This window comes from Lysinibacillus sp. RC79 (genome assembly GCF_041262405.1).
In the GTDB taxonomy this organism is placed as follows: domain Bacteria; phylum Bacillota; class Bacilli; order Bacillales_A; family Planococcaceae; genus Lysinibacillus.
On the sequence record NZ_JBGCCD010000002.1, the window covers coordinates 190,251 to 211,862 of the forward strand.

A 21,612-nucleotide genomic window follows, 5' to 3' on the forward strand; every position below is an offset into this window, starting at 1 on the left:
AAATGAAAAGATTAATCTACATAGGTGCTATGTCAGCACTACTACTTGCTGCTTGTGGTGAAGATAAAGTCCAAGAAACCGATAAGGCTCAAGAAGAATTAGATAAAGCGAAAGAAAAAGAGGCTGAACAAGCTAAAAAAGATGCTGAGTTAAAGGCTAAAGAAGAGGAAGAACAAAAAGCTAAAGAAGCGAAAACACTAGAAGATGAAAAGGCGAAGTTGGCAAAAGAACAAGAGGAAGTCGATAAAGAAGAACCTACTACCGCTGAAAAATCGAAACGCATTATTGATACATCTGTTTTTGAATACGCTCAAGCCGTTGATGTGACAGATGCCATTGACTTGAACAATCATGTTACACTGATTATCAGTATGAGCGAAGCTATTACTCCTGGCTTAGCTACACAGCACGTCGTGAACCAAATGTATGATTTCGTACAACAAGTCGATGTAAAGGGTGCCAAAACTATCGGAATAAACGTTAAACAAGGCGCTAATAAAATTGCGCAGTTCACTGTTTACACAGATAAATTCGTGCCCAATGACGATGAACCTATGTCTGACGCTGTGATTGCGGCTTCCGAGATTGAATTTATGACGGATGAGGTGAAGAATTTCGGCAAAACAATCGGTTCTTGGTAAACACAAAAAGGTCACTCAAATGAGTGGCTTTTTTCTTTTGGTATAAACATCATTTGATTTATATTTCAAATGATTTATAATGTAATTAAAAAAGGAGTATCGGACATGAAACTTACAGAAAAAGTAGAAGCAGTTATTAAGGCTGCACAGGCTGCTAAAAATGGTGATGGCGAACATACATCGTATCGAATTTTTAAAGAGTGTGGGCTTACACAAGGGGCAATCAAACGCTATGTAGATGGTGTAAGTGACATTAGTCGTATGGGATTGGGCGTAGCTGAAAAGCTTGGTGAATACTACGATAATCATCTAGCAAAATAAATAAAAAAACTTTTATAAAACACTTGATTTATATATCAAGTGATTTATAATTAAAGTATAGAAAGGAGGTGAACGAGGTGGATGATTTAAGAAATGTCGTCCTCATCATTGCAGGAATCATCGCTAGTATCAAGGGGTCACTTGATATTATTGACTGGATGAAACGCAAAGACGAGAACGACAACGAAAAGTAAATAGCAGAGGGGGCTTAGCTCCCTCGCTATAAAAATTATATCATCCTCCATTACTTTATGAAAAGAATATCATCGACTGATTGGTTAGTGTTTATCATTGTAGCTATTTTTTTAGTGGATTTGGATTTTGAATCAATGAGTACGATCAAGTGGGTAGGCTTTGCAGTTTCGATGTTATGGCTAGTGTTGTTTATTCTAAAACATGTAATAAAAAAGAAATGAATAAATAAAAAATAACCAGGTACTCACATTTTATGAGCGCCTGGTTATTTATTTTGATGACTAATTAATAAATTTTCTACCTGCGTTTTTAGTGCCATATTAGCATATCGTAGAATCACATCATTGCCGGGTGTAGCTATATGCACATCACTAAAATACTCGTCTATCTTTTCCACCTTCACCAATCTTATCTTGTCTTTTGCCAGCAACCTTTTTGAATCGTAATAATCTTGGGTTATGTCTTTTAGTAACCTTTCAAGGACTGGTAAATAAACTTTACTCATTTTCAAATTTTCAATTACTGAGAAATCACGTTGCAATGATTGGACGGCCATTTTGAGAATCAAGAATTTATGAAATAGTCGCCGTTGTTCAGGATTCATCATACAGCTGATCGTTCCTTGTGGATGATTGGAACAACCGCCAATACCCTATCAATCATGAATGTGCGTTTAGCTTGCCTTGTAAAACAATACGCCTGAAACGAATTACCAACAATTTTAATAATCTTGATACGCCTTTTTGACACTGTGCCATCTTTGGCCATGTACATCATATTTAAAAATTGGTTACGCTGCATTGCTTTAATTAGTTGTTCTTTCATCATTCCACGCCTCTCCATAGGAACACTTGTTTGTAATTATATTAGAACAACAGTTTGCGTTTTGGCAAGAAAAAAATAATGGAAATAAAAAAAGACTAGGTGCTCATTTGAGTACCTAGTCCCTTGTAAGTTGCGTTTTCTATTTAATTTGGTTTAATGCATGATCTAATTCATTTATCCAATGCTTCCCACCATAAACAACAAATGTTGTTTCGTTTTCTTCTTCATCAAAAATATGAATTCTTTGCGTTATAAGCAGATTTAAACCGAGTTCAGTTCGATCTACTTCATCTAAATGTACTTCCCAATATAAATTAGGATTTATATTTATAGCATGGGCGCAAAAAATTAGACGTTGATTTGTCAATAATAAACGACCACCATCAGATTTAGTTGCACTGTAATACATATTCGCTACACCTGAGCGTATAGGAAATTCATTCTTATTCATTTCAATTTCATGGAAGAAGATTTTTTTATTTGTGAGTTTGAAATCATCCGTATCATAAGTAACTTGTTTTGCTTCTGATGTAATGATATAACTACCGCAGTATTCACAAACATTTTGCATTGGGTCAAATGTTGCAGCACAGTTTGGACAATTTAAAGCTTTAACCATCGCTTCATCGCTCCTAATTATGTATATATTCTTTAATATAGTATACTTCCAATTACTAAATATACCAATAAAGACAAACTAAAAAAGCCTAGGCTCAAAATTTGAATAACACCCCGTAAAGGTGGACAATGGAAATAATAAAAACGCGTTAAAAAGCTTGATCTCTGAATTCTAAAGAACTCAAGCCTTCTCCTTGTTAACAGATTCCCTCTCTTATAATTCAACAATCAATGTGAAAAAAGGAAAAAAGACACAAAATGGTTAGTAGTGTGTACCCATAGTTAAATAAAGTAAATTAAGTTAAAATAATGTCTAATATCGCTATTCAAACTTGCTGATTTCCATAAATATGTTATACTGGTAATTAATTGGATGATGCATAAGGAGGGACAAGGTTTTATGACTGAGGAAAAAATAAAAAAATTACAAATACCATCCACTATTATTTTAGTTTTATTTGGTTTTTACATGGTACTTAGAAACAATATATTACTATTCCCCTACTTTTTAATTTTACTTTCTCTAAGCTTATTTTTGATTAGCTTGCGATTATATTTTAAAAAATATAATCCAATTCTTCGTTCATTTATTATAATCATTTGTTTTATTCTGATTATAATAGCATTCCAAAATATTTTTGAATAATTGAAATAGGAGATGAAACTAATGAAAACTGCAAGAAAATTATTATTTTTATTAACTTTAATTGTATCATTTGCACTTTATTCTGAAGGTACATCCGCTGCAAGTATTGATAAAGAGGATGAAATCGAAACTATTAGAAACTATATAGAAAATTCTGTTGATGAATTAAATTACAAGTTTAATGAATTAAAATCACATCAGATTGTTACTTTAGAAGAAATTCAAAATTTGATTGATTTACATTATAAAGAAAATCCTGCGCCGGAAGAAATGTTACAGTCTAATTCACTTGATATACAAGATGTATTTCCAGAACTAACAAAAGAAAATAATAAAGCGCATGAAGAAAGTAAAGGGAATTTAGGAGTCTTCATTAATTCTCAAAAAGAAACTAACGAATTAGGTACTGTCTTCACCTATAAAAATGATAACTCAGATTATATTGATGTTTATCTAGGTAAAACGGGCGATATTAGTATACTAGAATTTAAAACTGTTGGGCAAAGTCAAATAATCCAACCATTATATGCCCAACAATATACTCCAATCAAAAGAACAACAGGTATCGCTTATAGTGCTTTAGGTGCGAAATTATTCAATCTTTGGGCAGAAGCAAGCTTTAAATACAACGGCTCAACTGTGGCATCGGAAAATATTGATGGTAGTTATTCAAGATACCTTGCTGGCGGTACTTTAAATCTTATTCCTGAAGCAATGCCAAAAACAAGAACAGTTAGCTTAGAGGGATATAAATATGCTGAAGTTTATTCACGTTTAAGATATCAAGATGGTATTGGTATTCAATGGGCTCAATTCACTATAAAAGAGGCCGTATTAGAATCGATGGTTGGTTGTACAGTCGACGGCAGTGTTTATGGTGGACTAAAAGTTGTTGATTAATAGTATTTTTTTCATAAATAAAAGAGGACAAAATTTTATTTGTCCTCTTTTATTTATACAAGATATTTTACACTTAATAAAATACAGAATTTTATTATTTTCCTTTACGATGTTGAATCGTAATGTACAGTCCCATTAAACGGTCAGTGGTCATTATACCATTCTGCAAATCCTTCAAGTGAGAAGCTTGAATAATACCATCCTTAACTGCCTGTGCGATATAGTTCTCTGCTTCTGTTTGCATAGTTGGTGAACCTGGATTCCAATTTGTATTTGTCATTTTGATTTCCTCCTTAGGTTTGTCTTCCACAATTAATTGAACTTGCATTTTGCTATTACTTGGAACGATTACTTGTCCTTCTAATTTATAACCTGTTGGCACCTTCCAAGTTGTTTTAACTTCAAAGTGAGGACGGTCAATGCTGCCTACCCAATCACCACCCCATGTAATACCAAGCTTACGAGCGATAGCCCCTATCCGATTTAATGTTGTCACATCATATAATGATTGTGGAGGGCCAACAGCAATATCCCAAGCTAATCGTGATTTATGATTACTGTTTATCGTCCAGGTAACAATTTGTCCGGGTCGTGTTCGTCCTTGTGCATATAGGTAGTTTTGTCGTTCCTGAGAACGATACGTTTCCGTGATGAAGATATTTTTAATACCAACTTTGAAACACTCTTGAAATAGTAATCGACATGCTGTTTGTGCAGATGGTAATAGTTCAGCTAAGTCTCGACATGTAGTAGTTACGCTTATACTCATTTCACATTCCCCTCTCCTGATTTATCCTTTACAATCGATAAAATATTTTTAATAAAGTCCGGCATTGGTAAGCCCATCTTTGTACCGTTTTCTGTGATAGAAATAAATTCGAGTACACAGAATGCAATGGCTGCCCCATCACCTGCGTACTCGATACCTGGAATTACTAGTGACAGTAAATACACTGAACTGACTAGCATTAGATAATAGATTTTTCGTATGATACCGTTGAAACCTACTCGGCTGTTTAGGTTTTGATTAACAATCCCACTCATAAGACCGGTTGCATAATCAATAGCCATAAACCCAATCAATACAGTTACTGCTATTCCTAAACCGTCAACCGAATATGACACCAACGTGCCAATTGCTCCACTTACTGCAGCAATCCATTTTTCCATTAGAACACTTCCCTTTTTCCAATATAAACAGGACACGTCATAAAGACGCATCCTTCATAATCCCAAACGCTTGGGATTTTATGATTCCTTTAATTTTTGCGGAATCCCAGCTACTATGACCTCTAAGATAGCAATAAATAATGTTAACTTTAGCGCATATTTAGATACAAATGCTGACAGTACATCGTTGTCACATGTTATTTGTACATAAATTAACATAGCAAGACATCCATACGAGCTTGATCTTAAAAAATTAATAAAAGCCATAAATTGTTGGTTCATTTTGCGTCCACCTTTCGAATTTTTAATATTCTACTCGATGGAAACTCTTATTTTAATATCTGTTCCCAAGAAAACCTGTTATTTTTAAAAATCTTTATTGGTGATTTCTCTATATTCCTCTGCAGAAATTTCTCCATATGGATTACCTTCGGTTTTCACTGCTAAACGTAATTGTTCAGCTGAAACCCACTTCATGTTGTACGCTAGTTTCCAGAAGTTCATCCTTTCTCACCTCCTTTCAATGCAATCAATTCAAGTTTCATTTGAGCAACTTGTGCACCTAGATCATTGATAAGAGCATCCTTTTGTATATTGTTTTGCATGTTGGCCAGTTTCTCTTGTGTTAGCTGCATCCCAAGCGCTGCTATTTGTGTTTCAAGATCCGGTGTTGATCCAATGTGAACAACCTCACCAGGTTGGCCATTTTCGTCACGAGGTTTATAAAACATTACTCAATCGCCCCCGATATTAAATGTATTTTGTGATTTACAGTTGCATCCGGTCTTGTAGTAAAGAGTTTCAAAATGATATTGTCCTTTGACTCTGTAGCTTCATAGAAATAGGTATCTTCTACAATTCTAACAGTGTTAGGCATTGGTGCCGTGTTGCTAGGTGTGAGTGTTTCATATTGCTCTTGCTCGCCAGCCAGAGTCATCGATAATTCGACTTTTAAATCCATTTCTTCGTCTCTTTCAATAAATAATAAAACGCCCTTTGCGGATCCGGCTGGAGGTGAAATCTTATACCTCGCCACAGAATGCAAAATAGGCGTTTTAACGTTATTTTTATTGAGTTTTATTGTCTTGCTAGTTTTAGCACCATAGTTATCGATTACCTCTATAACAACCGTATTCTCACCGATTTTTAGTTGTCCAAGTGAAATATCAAATTCCCACTCTCCACCTGGTCCACTGTAAATTTCAACTGAGTTTCCAGAATTGATACGTCTTGTCACTTTTACGCTTGAATTAGCATCTTCGTCGGATGCTTTACCGGTGATTTTAAATTTGTCGTTATCAACGACACCAGACGGCACAACGGCATCCACGGATAAAAGTGGCGCTCGGTTAGGCACTACATAAAATGATTTTTCAACAATAGCTGAAGATGCTTTTTCGCTATCCTCTGCCCAAATCTTTAATTTGTGGGCTACTCCATCAGATAAAATCCCTGTAATAACCGTATCACCGTCATATAATTTTCCACCTTTAAACGTAAGCTGTTTAGACAAGGCAATTTGCATTTGGCTTAGATTAGTCGCTAGGACCTTTTTTGGTTCATTATTTATTTGATAATAAACTGTAACAGCTTGGTCTGGATCAGCATCATAACCAGTGCCTGTAATATTTAATGTGTCATTTTCGTAAAGCGTTGAATTATCACTAGGACCAGTTAATGACACTGTAGGAGCCACATTGTGTTCAATTTCAAACGATTCTGAGTACACGTAATCCGAATAAACATTACTTGTATTTTTAGCACGCACACGCAATTCTATTGTTTTTAATGATTTGATCGTTGTAATAGTCCAACTACGAATAAGCGTGTTGTTGTAAGGTAATTGCGACCATGTGCCGGTGCTGTTGTATCTGAAATCTACCTCATATAACGACAAGTTAGCTGCATTAGAAGCACCAAATGCAATATTAGTAGTTTCGCCTGGCTTGAATTTCTTGCCTGATACTGGCTCTGTAAATGGTGATGGTGGTGCAATAGACTGACTAACGCGTGAACCACGTACATACCAATATCCGTCTGTATGTTTTCCGTTTGCCGGATAAGTGCTAATACCTGCAGAAATACCGGATTGTACTAACGATCCTTTTGTATAGTAAGTATCACCGCCGCCTGTTTGTATCTGTTTATACGTACACGACGATACATAAAGATAGGCATCGCTTAAATTCGCTACGTATTTATAAAGTGTGCCACCACTAACTTTGTATACAGTTCCGGCATTGAAGTTACCTTGTATAGTAATATAACTACCAGAAGTGGTAAACTTACCAGTAGCCTTGTCTAATTTGTATGATGTGTAACCAGATGCTTGATAATCACTGCCATAGCTCTCACTCGACCATACCTCTTGATATTCGTAAGTAGGCGGAGATGTGTTTGCTATCGCTGTAAATTTGTCGTAATAATACTGTGGTGGTTGCACGGTGTACAAACTACTTTCACGATATGCACTCTCTAGCCCTGCTGCATCAACTGCTTTAACACGTATTTTAAGACTCGTTGCCGTTGGAACTGTATAAGGGAAACTATTGGTTGTTGGTGTACCGATTTGCGTAAATGCTCCGCCGTTTATTGATGCCTCTAAAATGTACTTCGACAGATCGTTATCAATATCTGTTGACGCTCCCCACGAAATAACTTTAGAGTCGCCAGTTTCAAGCGTACCAGATGGCTGTGTGAATGCTCCAGGTTGTGTTGGCGCTGTATTCCCTATTACAACACCATTTTCTACATTTGCTGTTGGTTTTAAGGTTAATGTAGGACGTACAGATCGTACATCCTCATAGAATTTTGATGGGTGACCTAAATAGCCGTCGCTATCCACCACCCATATGCTTAATTCTCCGAAATCTACCTCGTCTCGTTGTGTCAATGTCCAAAAGGTACTGATAGGTTTACCGATATATTTTTCGTAAAGGGACCATTCTGAGTAGGCTAATAAACCGATGTTAGCAACTACTTGGATACTACTCTCGTTGCGGTTATTCCCTACGTTCCATAGCTTTGAATTAATCAGCGACTTATCTGTATTTGACAAAGTATTGTAGTAATTAGTGTTTAAATAGTAACCGATATTGTTAGGATCACTAGGATCAAAACGTCTTTTGGTTAAAGTTGTATTAAAAACACGGCTAGATAGGGTACTATTTGCAATAACATACCCTATAGACGGCTCCAACAGAATCCAACTTGTGCCGGCGAATTTAATAATACTTCCTTTCGACATTGCATTTAATTTAACCATCTTATACCACCTCCACTAATTCAACTTTGTACGTTTGCCAATTACCTACACCCATCTCAGAATTGACAGTATCAATAACAACATTACTACGAGCCACTTTAGCGCCTTTCTTATAAGCATTTTTAAGTGCTTGTACTTTAATAGAGTCTGGACCTACTACTGTAATCACAACATCTTCGCTATGCACATCATCAAAAATAGTGACTTGCGTGAAGGCTGTAAATCCTTCTACACTAGCCACTTTTAAAGTAGTTGTTCCTATTGCGACAGCCTCAATAATATCCGTTAATGCTTTGTCTAATGTGATTTTATTTGTGCTGCCATCAAGTGTATCTGCAAAAGTTCCACTGTTCCCTGGCACACGACCATCGAGCTCCATTTGTATTTGCATTCTACGGATCATCGCATTTATTTGAACAATAAATTCATGTGCTAAATAGATACCTTCATCCATATGATTTAAACGTTTGGCATTCACACGAGTACCATCTTCTAAAAATTCATATTCTGGCTGTCCAGTGAGTGGATGATACATAATTTTACCATTCTCATCTGTCATAGGAATCAATTTACCATCCGGACCAATCTTCCAAATACGGTCTTTCCAATATAATAACTCGTATTCATTAGAGACTATTAAACTCACACTTGTACATCTCCTTTCAACGTGACAGATAAAGTAAAGACAATCATTAAACCATCCTCACTTGGTTCGATTGATGTTGTATATTGGTCCAATTCAATTCCTTGCGCATCTACCAACTTGGCTGCAGATACTTGACCATGACCATCATCTAAATATACATAGGTTTTTACTGTATCCTTTACTACTTCCTGTGAACGAAATGGTACGGTAATTTCCTGGCCACTCATTGTAACCACAGCTTGTTTGGCCATTTCTTTCAAAAATTGTAATGTACGATCAATAACAATACGCGTTACCATGTATCTATCACCTCATTTGTATAAATTTCACCACATATCGGCAGATAGACTGGATACGTGTAATTTTCAGATTTAATTTCAATCGTTTTATCAGTTCTAACACCAGGCATACCCTCACATGTAATTTCACCACATATCGGTAAATAAACAGGGTAGTGATATTGGGTTGAATCGAGTTCAATATGTTGTGTTTGTGGCAATTTAATAGCTATATATTCAAGCCATGAGCGCTTGTTTTTTGTCGCTTCTACCAATTCTCGTAGACGTTTCATATCCTTACTTGCTATAAAAGGTTCATTTACTTCAATTTTGAAACGATATTTTTCTCCGTCGTATTCAAACCATTCATAAACATCTGCATTAGGATAAACAATTGAAACAACCCGTTCCACTGCCCAACGAGTTCCTTTTTTACGATGCCAACTTATCGATGCTTTAATGAGCTCTCGTTTTTGGACAATTGTTAGTTGGTTATCATAAAAATCAACATGCTTTTCGAAAGCTAACAGATCGAGTAAAGGTTCTGGCAAATTATCGATATTGACCAAATCAAAGAGCAAATCAGCTTCATCATAGGCTTCTTTAAGCTGTATAACCAAAGCTTCAAACATCGCTACCAGTACAGGATCTTGAGAAAGACTATAGGGCAATAACTTGTTATACATTTTCATATCAATCATCAGCTAATCCTCGTAATGTCAATGATGTTAAAGTAGGATGCGCCACTTCTATTTTATTTACCTCGATAAACATTTCAGAATTAACTGCTACACGCGAAGCTCCTGCTTGTTTTAATCGTGCTATCAATTCTGATAAGTCTACATCACGCCCCATTTTCTCACGCTGCCATACCTGGTACTTTTGAAATGCTGAATTCACTTGTTCCTCAATAATTGTTGATATTGTAGCGTTTTTACGAGCAATCCAATACTCTACAACTGCCTCATATTCAACTACATTTGGTGCACCAATAGCTACCTTATCTGTAAGAGGACGTACTTTTTTAGATGAAACAGTTTCTTCTACAAGCTTTATTTCTTCTTCAGTCGGTATACGTCCATTTCTCATTAAAACACGTATGTCAACCTCACCTTCAACAGGTGAATCAACTGTTGCATCCACAATTTCCTGGCTAGCAGATTTAGCCCAATAAACATAAGCCAACTCTGAACCAGCCACTGAAAAACTTTCTGGTGCTAAGTGAATACGCTCTGCATATGCATCATCTGATTCTTCTTCTACTCCGTCACTGGAAATCGTAGTATTTTGAACAGTTTTTACATAGGCAACAGGTTCAACAAATGTAGTTATCTCACCTGGTAAAAAGCCGTTACCGATTTCGCCTTTTTCAACACAAGTAGCTCCAACTGTTACTATCGTTTCGCCTAAAGGAACAATAACATCATCGTCTAACTTAAAGAATGGTTCCTCACCTACTAGAGAACCTGCTTTAATTATGAAAGTACCTGGTCTATCTTCTTCTAAAATGATGACCATTGTTGTTACAGCTGCTTTTGCGCCTAATCTTTCGGTAGACATTTCAAAGCCCATATGTAACAATGCATCATCTTCCGCATATGCAAGACGATTTTGTTTTAATTTATGATCTAATCGATTACGTTCTATTGATATAAACGGTATTAATGATTGTAAAAACTTTCGTCTTGGATCGGCACGCTGCAGCGTTAATCCTGTTTTTTCTGCAACATGGAATAACATTTCACGTTCAATCACATCTGGATCTTTATCGAAAAAATTTAAGTCTGGTAAATTAAATCGATTCGTCATTGATTCTCACCTTCGCTCTTGGTACTAATTTACCTTGCAATCCATCACCTTCAACTTCCACAGCTGCAATAATAGCGCGTGGTTCAAATCTTGCTACTGCTTCTGTAACCTCATGCACTATTTTCACTTTTCGAATTTGTATAGGATCATCAAGACCTGTTTTCCAACCAAATTCACGATCCAAAGGGCAACTCATGACAGCTGAAGATAAAATAAAAGCGACATTCTGTAAAATTTCTTCTACACCTGTCGCTCCAAATTTTATATTTTTCATTGGTTCTACTTCATACACTTACATCACCCTTTCTTGAACGTAGAATAGCTTCCATTAGCACTGATGTACTTTCCTCCACCTAATGAGTACCAACCATCTTTTTCTCCATATACCGTCAAAGTATCACCTTTCATGGCATATCCAATCACTTTGTTATTCGTTCCTGGACCACTTCTAATGTGCACAGATTTTACTGTTATCGACATTGTTCCTGTAGCTTTATTAGATGTTGTAGAAGCTTGATTGGTTTGATTAGACGACATTGTTTTTTTAGTTGCAGAATTGTCTGTTCGATTTACATATTCCTTTAAGTCTAAATCAACTTCAATTGTTAATACATTTCCTTGATTGTCGATATGTCTGTGTTTTTCAAGTAGATCAGTAATAACCCAATAATTCGTTGAAATAGGTTTATTTCCGCGTATAAAAAGAGCTTTTTGCCCCCAACGAGCAAACTTTCTTAACTTTACTAATTGCTCCTCTGGATTCACTCCAAGGTCAGCGCGGAGTAGGACTTTAAAAGAGATTGTATCAACTCCAGGTCCTTCAAACTCTAAAATAGGTTTCTGGCCAATGATTTCATGCTCCTGCCAACGTGGACTATTGGTTCTTTGAAAATCATTAAAGGTTTGAATTTTCTTAGGTGATACTTCGAATACAATCTCACCATAACTCCCTATTATCGCCATTAATAGTACCCCCTAGCCTGTAAAAACATCTGGACTTGATACAACAATCTTTCCACTACCACCTGGATATGTTACTACATCACCTAAACGAGCAATTTTTTTGTCATTGACAAATACAGTTTCCGAACTAGCCACAATCCAACCTGTACCACAGTGAGGGCAATCATGGTGTACTAAATCACCATCTCTTGCCTGTTGCAACCCATTTGTAAAAACATCTGGACTACCTTCAACAATAGGCCCTGAAACATTATGTGGACAGCATGGTTCACCATGACCACATGTTCCTTCATGTCTATCTGTTACTCGAGCAACATTAATCACTGTATCATCCCTTTCCTAATTCAACAGAATTTTTTCACCTTGCACAATCACATTACCTTCGCATTTAATCGATAACACCTTTTCAGCTAAATCATATTCGACAAATGTACCATCCTCAAAACGTATATAATGTTTGTTTTCGTCTTGTACTGGTGGCATTGTTGCTTCACTATAGAATGCTCCAATTACATATCCTACTGAGTCGTTAAAAATACACATGACATGCTCCTCGACCCTGGGCATGGAATAAGTTTGATTTTTTAAAGTCCATTGAAATACTATTGGAAGTTCACCTGAAATCATGCCATCAGATTGCACACGCTTTACTCGTACAGTTCCGCGTTCTGGATATACGGAGGTCACAATACATTCTTCCATTTTCATTTAATACCCCTCCAAACAACGTCTTACATCAAGTGTTACTGTAAATTGTGTATATACGACTCTTGTTGCAATATATTTCCCATTTAACTTGCCAAAATCAACAAGATTAAAGGTCATTCCAGCATCGATATGCATCTCGGAAATGACCTCTAATGTCAAGGTTGTAGAATCTTTATTTTTCTCGCGTAATTTTTTCTGAGCTAAACGTTGGGCTTCAGCCACATTTTTCACATCTTCTTTTACAACGAGTGTACGCCCCACTTTAGGTGCTTTTGGAGGTGTGAAAGTTGCTGAAATAGTTTTCTTTTTCGTAGCATTATGATTAGTTACACGACACGCTCTATACGTATCGGTTAACGTTGTTTTAAAAGATCGATCAATTACTTTGATAACATCCGTGCCTTTACTGTTCCTTCGAATAGTTTCTACTGTAGGTTGTTTTTCATAATCCTTTTCATCTAATACAACGATTGTATTTGATGAAAGTTTTAAACAAAGTCCTTCATCTTTGCAAAGTCTAAATATAAATTTTAAGTCTGTTTCATTTTCTTGTTCATAGCGATCATTTTTTGGATTCTCACTTGTTTGCCAAACAAGCTTTAATTTATTTGCTTTGGCGATATCGCCAATGACTTTTTTTAGGGTAGCTTTTTCCCAAGCTTTACACTTTTCCTCACCTCGAAGGCTGTTTGCTTCTGATGTCGCTAATGCACTAATAGTAATGACAGAGTTCTTTCCTGATATTTCATCAATTTCAAACTTTCCGAGCTTTGTTTTAATCGGCTTATCAACCCAATAAGATCTGATTAACGTTGGAACTAATAAAGATCCTTTAGTGGGAAACCATTTACCAATCCAAAGTGCATCGGTATCCTCTAAACGTATATTTAAATCGTCAATTTCACCTGATAAATTATCGGTGAAAGTCCAATCAATTAAATGTCTTTCAAGTTCTTCGGTAATGTTTTCGTGGTTATAGTCTAGATCTAAAAATGTCCGTTTCGCGGTCAATACATCGCTTATAGGTCATCATCCTCTCCAAGCCATACTGGACGTGCAGTATAAATAGCTGTATCAATCTCAGGAACATTTAATACAACATCACCTGAAAAGAATAAAATATTTCTATGCTTCGGATTTGCTTCAAGTAAAAGAGGGAGCAAATACTCGCTCCCCCATAACTTGTATGCAATTAGATCCCACGTATCTCCTTGGATAGTCGTATAACTATTCATATTGCGTCCTCCTTGATGTAGCCCCGCCACCACTTGGAATTTGTGTACTATCGATACGTACTTTGAGACTGTTTAAAGCAGCTATTACATTTTGAGCAGCCGATTGAATACCTTGTATTGATGCAACCCATCCAGATGCCTGTCCAATTGTTGATGCTAAAGTAGACATGTTCGAACTTGATAGATCAGTTGATGTTTTCAACGAGTAAAAGGACGTGAAAAAGTTTGTACTTACTTGTCCTGAATACATCGTCAAATTATTCAAGTTAGCAGCTGTTGTACTGGTACTTGTTTGAAGTGTTGTAAAAGCTCCAAGGATAGTTGTACTTGCTGTACCAATACCTGTCGCTAAGGTAGTCATATTTTGACCAACCAACGGTGCACTTGTAGATATTGTTGTAAATGCTGTATTAGTGGTTTCTAAAGTCGTTGCAAGTTTATTGGCAGAATCATTTAACTTTGTAGTATCGATGGATTTAGCAGCTTCAGGACTTGCCTGTTTTGTTGGTGCAGATACTGGTGTCGGTTTCGGTGCCAGTGCCCGCGCTGGTTCTGGTGTAACTTTAGCAGCCTCGCCACTATCTCTTGCTGTATCTACAGCTTTTCCACCTAGCCATTTGCCACCGAAATATCCAGCTGCACCACCAAGTACGCCTCCTATTGCTGTGCCAATACCAGGAGCGATAGCTGTACCCAATGCAGCTCCTGCCTTTGCACCACCCCAGCCACCAATAGCTCCTCCTGCAGTTTCTCCGGTTGTTTTAACCTTATCACTTGATTTAAAAATGTCGCTTACACCCATAGCAATTCCTAATGGGGCGATCCCTTTACCAATCCATTTACCTGCAGAAGATACAGCTTTTCCACCGCCTTTGAAAAGACCTTTTCCTGTATCCCAAATTGATGAAAAGACTGATTTTTTGCCTCCATTACCACCTTTTGGTGTCTTTACAGATCCTTTATTAGTACCATTTTTAGTTCCTTTTTTCTTCTTGGATTCTGTTGGTTCAACAGAAACACTGGATGAGTCGTTATCTTTTGATGAACCTTTGTTGGTACCACCTTTTTTGCCTCGTCTCTCCATAGCCCATCTACCTGCACCAATACCACCTTTAAGCAGTGTGCCACCGCCCATCATCATAGCAGCTCCACCTAACCCAATTGCACCACTAAAATTCCCTTCTAAAGCACTTGATACTGCTCCACTAGCTGCACCAGTTAACCCAGCAAGCCATGCTTTTCCTGCAATGGTGCCAAGCTTTGTAAAGATTCTACCCATAGCTTCGCCACCTGGTCCACCTAACCAAGATTCTGCCTTTTGGATAGCTGTATCTAACATGTATTCAACTTTGTCGCCAAAGCCCATATCATTAAACATGTTGTATTTTTGTAGGTCTTTGCTGTATTGCACCATCATCCTTTGGGCATCAGCAGGATCCATATCAGGTGTGATTTTTGGTTTAATTGGCTTTTCAGTGCTGAATGGTGCTGTAATTTCACTTAAGATTTTTGCTGTAGCTTCACCAGCTTTTTCAATACTGCCCATATTTTTATCAAGGGTTCCTGTTATACCACCGAAAAACTTTTGAAACACAGGTAAAATAGGTTCCATGAACTTGATTTGGGCCCCCTCGATACTACTCTTTAATAGAGTAAGGGAACCAGCATAGTTGTCTACCATCGTTGCCGACATTTTTGCTGCAGTTCCATCTGATTTCTCTAATGCCGTTGTCATTCGTTGAAGTTCATCTGAACCAGTCGAAAGTAAAATAGCCCAATGTTTAAATGCTTCTGCACCAAATAGTGTTTGTAGCGTATTAACTCGCTGCTTATCACTCATCCCTGCTGTACCTTTTTCTATCTCTTTTATCAAGGCAGGCAGAGACTTCATTTTTCCTTGAGCATCAAAAAACTCCATGCCTAATTTTTTTGTTTTTTGCGCTATTTTACCTTTGTCCTCAGCTAATCGACCCATTGAGCTTGCAAATGCTTGACCTGCAACCGAACCCTTCAAACCTTGGTTAGCAAGTGCCATCATTGCTGCAGATGTTTCTTCGAGTGACCATTTAAACTGATTTGCTGTGGGAGCTGCATATTTCATAGCTTCACCAATCATCTCAACGTTTGTATTAGCGTTAGCTTGAGCATAAGCAAATACGTCTGCAGCATGTCCGGCTTTATTTGCGTTCATGCCAAATGCTTGCATCGTATCACTCGTTATATCTGCTGCTCGACCTAAATCCATAGAACCTGCTGCCGCAAGATTTAGCATACCAGGCATCGCACTGATAATTGCATCTGTTTTCCAACCAGCTAATGCGAGGTATTCCATTCCCTCTGCTGCTTGAGTAGCAGAAAATACAGTCGACTTACCAAGATTTTGTGCCTCAGTGTTCAATCTGCCAAAATCTGCGCCAACGGCTCCAGATATTGCAGATACTTTTGACATCTGCTGTTGGAAATTTGCGGCTGTATTAAGTGATGACATAGCTACACCTGCAGCTGTAGCAGCTGCTCCAACAGCTCCTACGCCTGCTACTGTTTTAGCTGTATTCATACCACTTGAAAAAGTGGATTTTAACGCGCTGATACGTCGTTGGCTACCCTCTAACTGTTTTAACTCGCGAGAGAGTTTTGCTGTGCTTTCTGCATATTGAGATTGGTGAATCTTCCCGTTTTTAAAATCGCGCCCTAATCGATCTAGTTCGCGTTGTGCTTCTCGAGCACGGCTTTTTAAATCACCTAAATTTGTTGTAGCTTTTGAAAAGATATTGTTGAAGGAGCTACCGACTTTACCATTTATCTCAAAAGTCATATCAAAGCTTTTAGCCATCGTCTTTCGCTCCTCCCTCATTCATCACTTCTGTCCATTCTTTCAACGACGAAAAGGGTTGTTTTTCCCAATATTCAATTGATGTAAAGGAATTAGATGCTAAGGATAGTAGTAACCTTCTTATTTCTTTGCTCCCACCATCTACACCTACTATTGGAAGAAAAAATTTCGAGCTGAGAATGTTACTTCTGCAAAGTCTACTAATCCTAATCGCTCTAAATCATCTACTAAAATTCCTGATGCTCTGGAAGCGATTCTGACACAAACTTGCTGATCTCCAACTGAGTTAAATCCATCTGCATGACCTTCTGCTTTTAATTCCTTATCAATTTTTAATACATCGGCGCCAGTCATTTTTCCAAAATCCAATTTAATTTCATTTAAAAGAGCCCTATCAATTTTGATAGGACTCTTTAAAGTAATAATTTTTAAATTTGGATTTTCAACAACTGCTGCTTTTTCTTCTTTTACCTCTACATTTTGAATTTCTTGATTTTTTTCCATTTTAATTTGCTCCTTTATGTTTTATAGTCCTAATGCTTCTCGTAGTCTTGCACCATAATCTATACCATCAACTCTATAAATGTAATTATGACGATCATATTCATAAAGTATCTTGCCATTATCTTCAATCTTAATATAATGAATCTCAACTTCGGATGAACCATCATATGGAGATCCTTTTTCAACTTTACCAAGAGAGTTTTTGGTTACTGACCCTTGAACTAGTACTCGTGAAGGAGTAAGTTCATGTTTACGATTTTTTGTATTGAAGTGTTGATTAGCCATACGACAATCCACTTTGATTCCGTCAGGTTTGTAAAAGTCAATTAATTCATTCGTAATAACACGCCAATTGATTTTTAGCTGCATTGATTCTAAATGGCCGAAGTTAGGTGCCTCATACTCACCAAAAATACCGCCACCGTTAATCGTTTCTGACATGAAATTTAATTCAGGTAATTCAATATCTGATACACCTAGTAAATCAGGTTTATCATTAACGTAGACCCTAAATTCATTTAATTTTTCAGGAAAAAGCATTTATTTTACCCCCTTAATCACTAATGAATAGTGTTTTATAATAATTTGCATCGAATTCTAAGATGTTATCAATATCTTGGGCTGGAGTTGGTTCTGCCACGTAATAACGAAAACGGATTATTCCACTATTCAAGTCTGTTATAGGGTTATCTTCTTCCCTAAATTCAACTCGTGCTCCAATGAGAACACCTTCACCTTGTAGACCGTTCAACCACATACTCATCGTGTCCAAAACGTTGTCTCTCAATCTTTTTCCTATTGGACCATCTACCTTGTTCCAAGTTGTTAAAATGATTGTATTTCCTAACCAATTGTGTGTGATTCTTACTGGGGTAAAAATATCTTTAACGTCAGTGTTAGCTGGATAAGCACCTGTATAGTTGCCCCAAGCTCGCCAACCGCCAATAAAATTCAGTGCTGTTGTGATACCTTGGTTATTCAGTAGTTCTGCTTGATCAGGCCCTAAATCAACCTCATCATATCCATCCTTTGTTTTAACTAACAATTTTGTCATTGGTAATGATTTATTGGATGGTGATTCGTGTGGAAAATCACCGTTTTCATATGCCGTTTTCATAATTCGACAAGCAATATGAGTCGATAAGTGATATACCTTATCTCCTAATCCAGCAAGTGGCCAACAAACAACCTCATTTTCACCTGTGTAGTTGTTTTTATTTTTCCATTCATTAACCTTTGTATAAGTATTTGCTTCAAGCGTATTCACATCGTCTAAGGATTGCGCTTTAAAGTACGTATTAATAGAGGATGCTTTTGCTTTCATAACTGCAGCTACTGTTGGATCCTTTGAAAACCCAGGAGCAAGTACAAGGCCTGGTACCATACTAAGTTTAGGAAACACCGTATTGAGTAATTCTAATCCTGTGTTTTTTCCTGTATTAATGTCATACCCACCAATAATATGGTTGTTTGTAATTGATTCAGGCGTTAATTTATCGTATTTAACCTCTAATGTTGTTACATTATCAATCAATAGTGCTATGACTACTTGGCCATCTTCATTAAATGATGCAATATAGTCTTTATCGCTTTTTAATTCGGTATCATTATTAAGAACCTCTAAAGATTTTAATAAAATACCCTCAGTTTCAATAACACCTTTTTTATTTTCTACCTTTAGTGATGCGTTCTCGTTTATTTTGTGTTTATCAGGATCTAAAACGTTAACAAACACAACTGGACCTACATTAAATTGTCTAAAGGCTAAATCAGCCATTTCACCGAGCGTGTAGTTTTTCCAGTCATCCGAATATCCTAACGCTTTTGCATACTCACCGAACGAATAGGCTAAAACAGGTTTATTTACGTTTTCAAGCGTTTCAGCTAGATTGATTGGTGCTGTACCAAAAACAACTGGAAGTGTTGCTGTAGCTACCACTGGTACTGATAAAGAGGTAGGATTTTCTCTTACTCTTGAACCATGTCGTGCCATTTTTATTTCACCTCGCTAAAATATTCTTCTGTCTTTTTAAATAACATCGATTCAACTGAATAAGCATCTACCATGTTATTTTGAAATTCATTTAATTTTTCTGGTAGAATGAACATTTTTTTAAATGCTGGTGATTGTTCCAGGTGCTCTTTAAAATGTTCTGGATATCCTCCTACAAAAGAGCTGAATCGTTGTAAACCTTTGATTGTTGGCCCAACGTACAAAAGGATTTCATGTTTAACACTTTCCTCTAATACCTCGCCAACTTGTTTTGCATCTGCTTGTTGTTTTTTAATAGTTGAAGTCATCTCCTAATACACTCCTATCTAATTGAACTGGTGGTGTTGCAAAGTCTACCTCCATGACTCCATGCCACAATGGTTTTGGTTGCTCTTCAAAAAGGGCTGATTCAATTTCCCCCGTCAAAAGACCAGGACCCACGCTAACTACCTCTTTTAAAGCAAATTTAATGTGATTCATCACATCTAAAGTTTCACGCCATCCTTGGCGCTCATCTTTGCTATAAGTACCTATTACAAATCTAAATTTCATGACGTTTTCATCTTTTAAGTTATCTTTTTCAAATAAAAAACGGACAATTACAAATGGGTAATCGTCCTGTTCTGTATCGTCTTCACCACGTCTTACATTCTTTTTCGGCGGTGAATAACCGTCATATACAGTTGGTGCTTTTAATATATTTTCATCCTTTGTTGGTAAACGTATATCTGCTAATGAATCTGTTAAAAAAGTAACCAATTCATCTGTCATGTTTAGTGAATCCATTAATTATCCTCCATATAGTAATCGATTCATTTCATGCTCCATACGCTTATCAAGCGTTTCTTGGGCATGAGTAGCAATACTTTTAATCACTGTATCTTCACCCATCATTTGTGCTATAGATGGTCCGTATAGCCCCTTAATCGGCAATCTACTTTTACCTACACGTGTAAATACATTAGTGTGTGAATTACTCATCCCGGCAATGAATCCATGTGTAATCGGCTTTCTTCCACCACTTTTTTTAACACGTGCACGAACTATTGCATTATTAGGTTTTGTAGGTGTTACATCGAACTTCATCAATGGTGTAACAGGTCCACTTGCACGAACTTGTGCAGAAAGTTTACTTGCGTTTGCTTTATTTATTTTAATAGCACTTTTTGCATCAGAAGCACGAATAATATATTTCGCTCTAATTTCTTGACTTGCCTTTGATCGTGCAGTCACAGCCGATCTATTAATGGCCCGAGCGAATACTGTTCGTGCCTCTTTTGGTGTTTTGGAGAACAATTCTTCTAATCTTTCTACATGATGCAATTTTAATTCAATCATATAGACACCTAGCTTTCATTTGCGCTGATTACAATACGAATAATACCCATATCTTCTGCGGATTCTTCTACATAATATTCATTCCCGTCTAAAACTAAAATACTGCCGACTTTCGGGACGTAAAAATCACTACTTCTCACAAAAATTGTTTTGAAATGTGAAAACACTTCTTGTGCAGCACTTAATTGATCTTTCCCATAGCCTTTCAGTTCTTCAAGACTAGAATCTTCAACTACTAAGCCTAACGCTTTCCCCTCTAATTCATGTTCTTCTGCAAATTCATTGGCATTAAAAAAAACACTAGAAAGGTCTTTTTCTAATGCTTCCTTAAAATTCATATTTCCACGCTCCCTTAGTCCTCTAACTGATCTAAGAAATATGCCGTTTTATCATTTTCCACAATTAAAGCAATAACGTTTGACTTGCTAATATTACCTTTCCAATCTAGACCTTGTTTTTTAGCACCATCTTTTAACTCATCTAATTCAAAGTTAAGATCCAATGTCTTTTCGATAGGTTCATCTTCATGTACATTAGTTTCAGTTGGTTCTTTAACAGTTGGAATTACTGTTGCATCCTCTTTTACAACTGCAGTAACAACACCTAATTTTAAAAGCCTAGCACTCTCATTTTCTGTTATTGCCGATTCTTCGAGAAAATCATCAATATGATATCGTTTACCATTATGACGTAAAGAAGATAATACTTTGTATCCTTTCATACA

General features: G+C 36.7%; 31 protein-coding genes. 3 read left to right on the forward strand and 28 right to left on the reverse strand.

The genetic code is table 11. The annotated features are described in order from the left end of the window. The first annotated feature begins 2 nt into the window (after positions 1–2). Entirely contained in the window at positions 3–641 is a 639-nt protein-coding gene (locus ABH968_RS03205; protein WP_370042479.1) for a hypothetical protein, read from the forward strand. 105 nt (positions 642–746) lie between these two features. Next, positions 747–962, forward strand: a complete 216-nt coding sequence (locus ABH968_RS03210) for a hypothetical protein (protein WP_370042480.1) — start codon at positions 747–749, stop codon at positions 960–962. Between the two features lie 460 nt (positions 963–1,422). On the opposite strand, the gene ABH968_RS03215 is transcribed toward ABH968_RS03210, so the two are convergent. The 3 genes from ABH968_RS03215 to ABH968_RS03225 all read right to left on the reverse strand — a co-directional run bounded on the left by ABH968_RS03215 (position 1,423) and on the right by ABH968_RS03225 (position 2,601). Next, positions 1,423–1,764 carry a YhjD family protein gene (locus ABH968_RS03215; RefSeq protein ID WP_370042482.1) on the reverse strand — a complete coding sequence of 114 codons (342 nt, stop codon included), beginning with the start codon at positions 1,762–1,764 and terminating at the stop codon, positions 1,423–1,425. After that, on the reverse strand, positions 1,761–1,982 hold the full coding sequence (locus tag ABH968_RS03220) for a WYL domain-containing protein (protein ID WP_370042483.1): 222 nt from the start codon (positions 1,980–1,982) through the stop codon (positions 1,761–1,763). The genes ABH968_RS03215 and ABH968_RS03220 overlap by 4 nt, the downstream gene beginning before the upstream one ends. A gap of 139 nt (positions 1,983–2,121) precedes the next feature. Then, positions 2,122–2,601, reverse strand: coding sequence for a PH domain-containing protein (locus ABH968_RS03225; protein WP_370042485.1), 480 nt, complete (start codon positions 2,599–2,601; stop codon positions 2,122–2,124). A 666-nt stretch (positions 2,602–3,267) separates the two neighbouring features. On the opposite strand from ABH968_RS03225, the gene ABH968_RS03230 reads away from it, so the two are divergent. Then, on the forward strand, positions 3,268–4,146 hold the full coding sequence (locus ABH968_RS03230) for a hypothetical protein (protein WP_370042486.1): 879 nt from the start codon (positions 3,268–3,270) through the stop codon (positions 4,144–4,146). Positions 4,147–4,240: 94 nt separating this feature from the next. Here the strand turns inward: ABH968_RS03230 and ABH968_RS03235 are convergent, their stop codons facing one another. The 25 genes from ABH968_RS03235 to ABH968_RS03355 all read right to left on the reverse strand — a co-directional run bounded on the left by ABH968_RS03235 (position 4,241) and on the right by ABH968_RS03355 (position 21,609). Then, entirely contained in the window at positions 4,241–4,915 is a 675-nt protein-coding gene (locus ABH968_RS03235) for a M15 family metallopeptidase (protein WP_370042488.1), read from the reverse strand. After that, a complete protein-coding gene (locus ABH968_RS03240; protein ID WP_370042490.1) occupies positions 4,912–5,316 on the reverse strand; it encodes a phage holin family protein in 405 nt (134 codons plus the stop codon). Before ABH968_RS03240 ends, ABH968_RS03235 begins: the two co-directional genes overlap by 4 nt. A 78-nt stretch (positions 5,317–5,394) precedes the next feature. After that, positions 5,395–5,598 carry a hypothetical protein gene (locus ABH968_RS03245; protein ID WP_370042492.1) on the reverse strand — a complete coding sequence of 68 codons (204 nt, stop codon included), beginning with the start codon at positions 5,596–5,598 and terminating at the stop codon, positions 5,395–5,397. Positions 5,599–5,682: 84 nt separating this feature from the next. After that, positions 5,683–5,820 (reverse strand): XkdX family protein, encoded by a 138-nt coding sequence (locus tag ABH968_RS03250; protein WP_370042494.1) that lies wholly within the window; start codon positions 5,818–5,820, stop codon positions 5,683–5,685. Next, positions 5,817–6,047: an SH3 domain-containing protein gene (locus ABH968_RS03255; protein WP_370042496.1), complete on the reverse strand. Its 231-nt coding sequence runs from the start codon at positions 6,045–6,047 to the stop codon at positions 5,817–5,819. The genes ABH968_RS03250 and ABH968_RS03255 overlap by 4 nt, the downstream gene beginning before the upstream one ends. Beyond that, positions 6,047–8,581 (reverse strand): fibronectin type III domain-containing protein, encoded by a 2,535-nt coding sequence (locus ABH968_RS03260; protein ID WP_370042497.1) that lies wholly within the window; start codon positions 8,579–8,581, stop codon positions 6,047–6,049. Before ABH968_RS03260 ends, ABH968_RS03255 begins: the two co-directional genes overlap by 1 nt. A gap of 1 nt (position 8,582) precedes the next feature. After that, positions 8,583–9,227: a hypothetical protein gene (locus ABH968_RS03265; RefSeq protein WP_370042499.1), complete on the reverse strand. Its 645-nt coding sequence runs from the start codon at positions 9,225–9,227 to the stop codon at positions 8,583–8,585. After that, on the reverse strand, positions 9,224–9,526 hold the full coding sequence (locus tag ABH968_RS03270; protein ID WP_370042500.1) for a hypothetical protein: 303 nt from the start codon (positions 9,524–9,526) through the stop codon (positions 9,224–9,226). The genes ABH968_RS03265 and ABH968_RS03270 overlap by 4 nt, the downstream gene beginning before the upstream one ends. Continuing rightward, entirely contained in the window at positions 9,520–10,206 is a 687-nt protein-coding gene (locus tag ABH968_RS03275) for a phage tail protein I (RefSeq protein WP_370042502.1), read from the reverse strand. Before ABH968_RS03275 ends, ABH968_RS03270 begins: the two co-directional genes overlap by 7 nt. After that, positions 10,199–11,314, reverse strand: a complete 1,116-nt coding sequence (locus ABH968_RS03280; RefSeq protein ID WP_370042504.1) for a baseplate assembly protein — start codon at positions 11,312–11,314, stop codon at positions 10,199–10,201. Before ABH968_RS03280 ends, ABH968_RS03275 begins: the two co-directional genes overlap by 8 nt. Next, positions 11,298–11,606 (reverse strand): hypothetical protein, encoded by a 309-nt coding sequence (locus tag ABH968_RS03285; RefSeq protein WP_370042505.1) that lies wholly within the window; start codon positions 11,604–11,606, stop codon positions 11,298–11,300. Before ABH968_RS03285 ends, ABH968_RS03280 begins: the two co-directional genes overlap by 17 nt. A 5-nt stretch (positions 11,607–11,611) precedes the next feature. After that, entirely contained in the window at positions 11,612–12,277 is a 666-nt protein-coding gene (locus ABH968_RS03290) for a phage tail protein (protein WP_370042506.1), read from the reverse strand. A 12-nt stretch (positions 12,278–12,289) separates the two neighbouring features. Beyond that, on the reverse strand, positions 12,290–12,601 hold the full coding sequence (locus ABH968_RS03295; protein WP_370042508.1) for a PAAR domain-containing protein: 312 nt from the start codon (positions 12,599–12,601) through the stop codon (positions 12,290–12,292). 15 nt (positions 12,602–12,616) lie between these two features. Then, positions 12,617–12,985, reverse strand: a complete 369-nt coding sequence (locus ABH968_RS03300; protein ID WP_370042510.1) for a hypothetical protein — start codon at positions 12,983–12,985, stop codon at positions 12,617–12,619. Continuing rightward, positions 12,986–13,996: a phage late control D family protein gene (locus ABH968_RS03305; protein ID WP_370042512.1), complete on the reverse strand. Its 1,011-nt coding sequence runs from the start codon at positions 13,994–13,996 to the stop codon at positions 12,986–12,988. An 8-nt stretch (positions 13,997–14,004) separates the two neighbouring features. Next, a complete protein-coding gene (locus tag ABH968_RS03310; protein ID WP_370042514.1) occupies positions 14,005–14,220 on the reverse strand; it encodes a tail protein X in 216 nt (71 codons plus the stop codon). After that, positions 14,213–17,053: a phage tail tape measure protein gene (locus ABH968_RS03315; RefSeq protein ID WP_370042515.1), complete on the reverse strand. Its 2,841-nt coding sequence runs from the start codon at positions 17,051–17,053 to the stop codon at positions 14,213–14,215. The genes ABH968_RS03310 and ABH968_RS03315 overlap by 8 nt, the downstream gene beginning before the upstream one ends. Before the next feature lie 150 nt (positions 17,054–17,203). Next, positions 17,204–17,557, reverse strand: a complete 354-nt coding sequence (locus ABH968_RS03320; protein ID WP_370042517.1) for a hypothetical protein — start codon at positions 17,555–17,557, stop codon at positions 17,204–17,206. A gap of 21 nt (positions 17,558–17,578) precedes the next feature. After that, positions 17,579–18,097 (reverse strand): phage major tail tube protein, encoded by a 519-nt coding sequence (locus tag ABH968_RS03325; protein WP_370042519.1) that lies wholly within the window; start codon positions 18,095–18,097, stop codon positions 17,579–17,581. Between the two features lie 13 nt (positions 18,098–18,110). Then, positions 18,111–19,550 carry a phage tail sheath family protein gene (locus ABH968_RS03330; protein WP_370042521.1) on the reverse strand — a complete coding sequence of 480 codons (1,440 nt, stop codon included), beginning with the start codon at positions 19,548–19,550 and terminating at the stop codon, positions 18,111–18,113. A gap of 2 nt (positions 19,551–19,552) precedes the next feature. Then, the gene (locus ABH968_RS03335; RefSeq protein WP_370042523.1) at positions 19,553–19,858 is read right to left on the reverse strand and encodes a hypothetical protein; all 306 of its coding nucleotides are present in this window, start codon (positions 19,856–19,858) and stop codon (positions 19,553–19,555) included. After that, positions 19,842–20,336, reverse strand: a complete 495-nt coding sequence (locus tag ABH968_RS03340; protein ID WP_370042524.1) for a hypothetical protein — start codon at positions 20,334–20,336, stop codon at positions 19,842–19,844. Before ABH968_RS03340 ends, ABH968_RS03335 begins: the two co-directional genes overlap by 17 nt. Before the next feature lie 3 nt (positions 20,337–20,339). Next, positions 20,340–20,888 (reverse strand): phage tail protein, encoded by a 549-nt coding sequence (locus tag ABH968_RS03345; protein WP_370042525.1) that lies wholly within the window; start codon positions 20,886–20,888, stop codon positions 20,340–20,342. Positions 20,889–20,896: 8 nt separating this feature from the next. Continuing rightward, positions 20,897–21,226 carry a hypothetical protein gene (locus ABH968_RS03350; protein WP_370042526.1) on the reverse strand — a complete coding sequence of 110 codons (330 nt, stop codon included), beginning with the start codon at positions 21,224–21,226 and terminating at the stop codon, positions 20,897–20,899. 14 nt (positions 21,227–21,240) lie between these two features. Then, complete coding sequence (locus ABH968_RS03355; protein WP_370042528.1) at positions 21,241–21,609, reverse strand: hypothetical protein; 369 nt, start codon at positions 21,607–21,609, stop codon at positions 21,241–21,243. Between the last annotated feature and the right edge of the window lie 3 nt (positions 21,610–21,612).

Bases quoted from the DNA above. Each gene is read 5' to 3' on its own strand.
- ABH968_RS03205 (WP_370042479.1), top strand. From the start codon at position 3: ATGAAAAGATTAATCTACATAGGTGCTATGTCAGCACTACTACTTGCT.
- ABH968_RS03210 (WP_370042480.1), top strand. From the start codon at position 747: ATGAAACTTACAGAAAAAGTAGAAGCAGTTATTAAGGCTGCACAGGCT.
- ABH968_RS03215 (WP_370042482.1), bottom strand. From the start codon at position 1,764: ATGATGAATCCTGAACAACGGCGACTATTTCATAAATTCTTGATTCTC.
- ABH968_RS03220 (WP_370042483.1), bottom strand. From the start codon at position 1,982: ATGAAAGAACAACTAATTAAAGCAATGCAGCGTAACCAATTTTTAAAT.
- ABH968_RS03225 (WP_370042485.1), bottom strand. From the start codon at position 2,601: ATGGTTAAAGCTTTAAATTGTCCAAACTGTGCTGCAACATTTGACCCA.
- ABH968_RS03230 (WP_370042486.1), top strand. From the start codon at position 3,268: ATGAAAACTGCAAGAAAATTATTATTTTTATTAACTTTAATTGTATCA.
- ABH968_RS03235 (WP_370042488.1), bottom strand. From the start codon at position 4,915: ATGAGTATAAGCGTAACTACTACATGTCGAGACTTAGCTGAACTATTA.
- ABH968_RS03240 (WP_370042490.1), bottom strand. From the start codon at position 5,316: ATGGAAAAATGGATTGCTGCAGTAAGTGGAGCAATTGGCACGTTGGTG.
- ABH968_RS03245 (WP_370042492.1), bottom strand. From the start codon at position 5,598: ATGAACCAACAATTTATGGCTTTTATTAATTTTTTAAGATCAAGCTCG.
- ABH968_RS03250 (WP_370042494.1), bottom strand. From the start codon at position 5,820: ATGAACTTCTGGAAACTAGCGTACAACATGAAGTGGGTTTCAGCTGAA.
- ABH968_RS03255 (WP_370042496.1), bottom strand. From the start codon at position 6,047: ATGTTTTATAAACCTCGTGACGAAAATGGCCAACCTGGTGAGGTTGTT.
- ABH968_RS03260 (WP_370042497.1), bottom strand. From the start codon at position 8,581: ATGGTTAAATTAAATGCAATGTCGAAAGGAAGTATTATTAAATTCGCC.
- ABH968_RS03270 (WP_370042500.1), bottom strand. From the start codon at position 9,526: ATGGTAACGCGTATTGTTATTGATCGTACATTACAATTTTTGAAAGAA.
- ABH968_RS03275 (WP_370042502.1), bottom strand. From the start codon at position 10,206: ATGATTGATATGAAAATGTATAACAAGTTATTGCCCTATAGTCTTTCT.
- ABH968_RS03280 (WP_370042504.1), bottom strand. From the start codon at position 11,314: ATGACGAATCGATTTAATTTACCAGACTTAAATTTTTTCGATAAAGAT.
- ABH968_RS03290 (WP_370042506.1), bottom strand. From the start codon at position 12,277: ATGGCGATAATAGGGAGTTATGGTGAGATTGTATTCGAAGTATCACCT.
- ABH968_RS03300 (WP_370042510.1), bottom strand. From the start codon at position 12,985: ATGAAAATGGAAGAATGTATTGTGACCTCCGTATATCCAGAACGCGGA.
- ABH968_RS03310 (WP_370042514.1), bottom strand. From the start codon at position 14,220: ATGAATAGTTATACGACTATCCAAGGAGATACGTGGGATCTAATTGCA.
- ABH968_RS03315 (WP_370042515.1), bottom strand. From the start codon at position 17,053: ATGGCTAAAAGCTTTGATATGACTTTTGAGATAAATGGTAAAGTCGGT.
- ABH968_RS03320 (WP_370042517.1), bottom strand. From the start codon at position 17,557: ATGGAAAAAAATCAAGAAATTCAAAATGTAGAGGTAAAAGAAGAAAAA.
- ABH968_RS03325 (WP_370042519.1), bottom strand. From the start codon at position 18,097: ATGCTTTTTCCTGAAAAATTAAATGAATTTAGGGTCTACGTTAATGAT.
- ABH968_RS03330 (WP_370042521.1), bottom strand. From the start codon at position 19,550: ATGGCACGACATGGTTCAAGAGTAAGAGAAAATCCTACCTCTTTATCA.
- ABH968_RS03335 (WP_370042523.1), bottom strand. From the start codon at position 19,858: ATGACTTCAACTATTAAAAAACAACAAGCAGATGCAAAACAAGTTGGC.
- ABH968_RS03340 (WP_370042524.1), bottom strand. From the start codon at position 20,336: ATGGATTCACTAAACATGACAGATGAATTGGTTACTTTTTTAACAGAT.
- ABH968_RS03345 (WP_370042525.1), bottom strand. From the start codon at position 20,888: ATGATTGAATTAAAATTGCATCATGTAGAAAGATTAGAAGAATTGTTC.
- ABH968_RS03350 (WP_370042526.1), bottom strand. From the start codon at position 21,226: ATGAATTTTAAGGAAGCATTAGAAAAAGACCTTTCTAGTGTTTTTTTT.
- ABH968_RS03355 (WP_370042528.1), bottom strand. From the start codon at position 21,609: ATGAAAGGATACAAAGTATTATCTTCTTTACGTCATAATGGTAAACGA.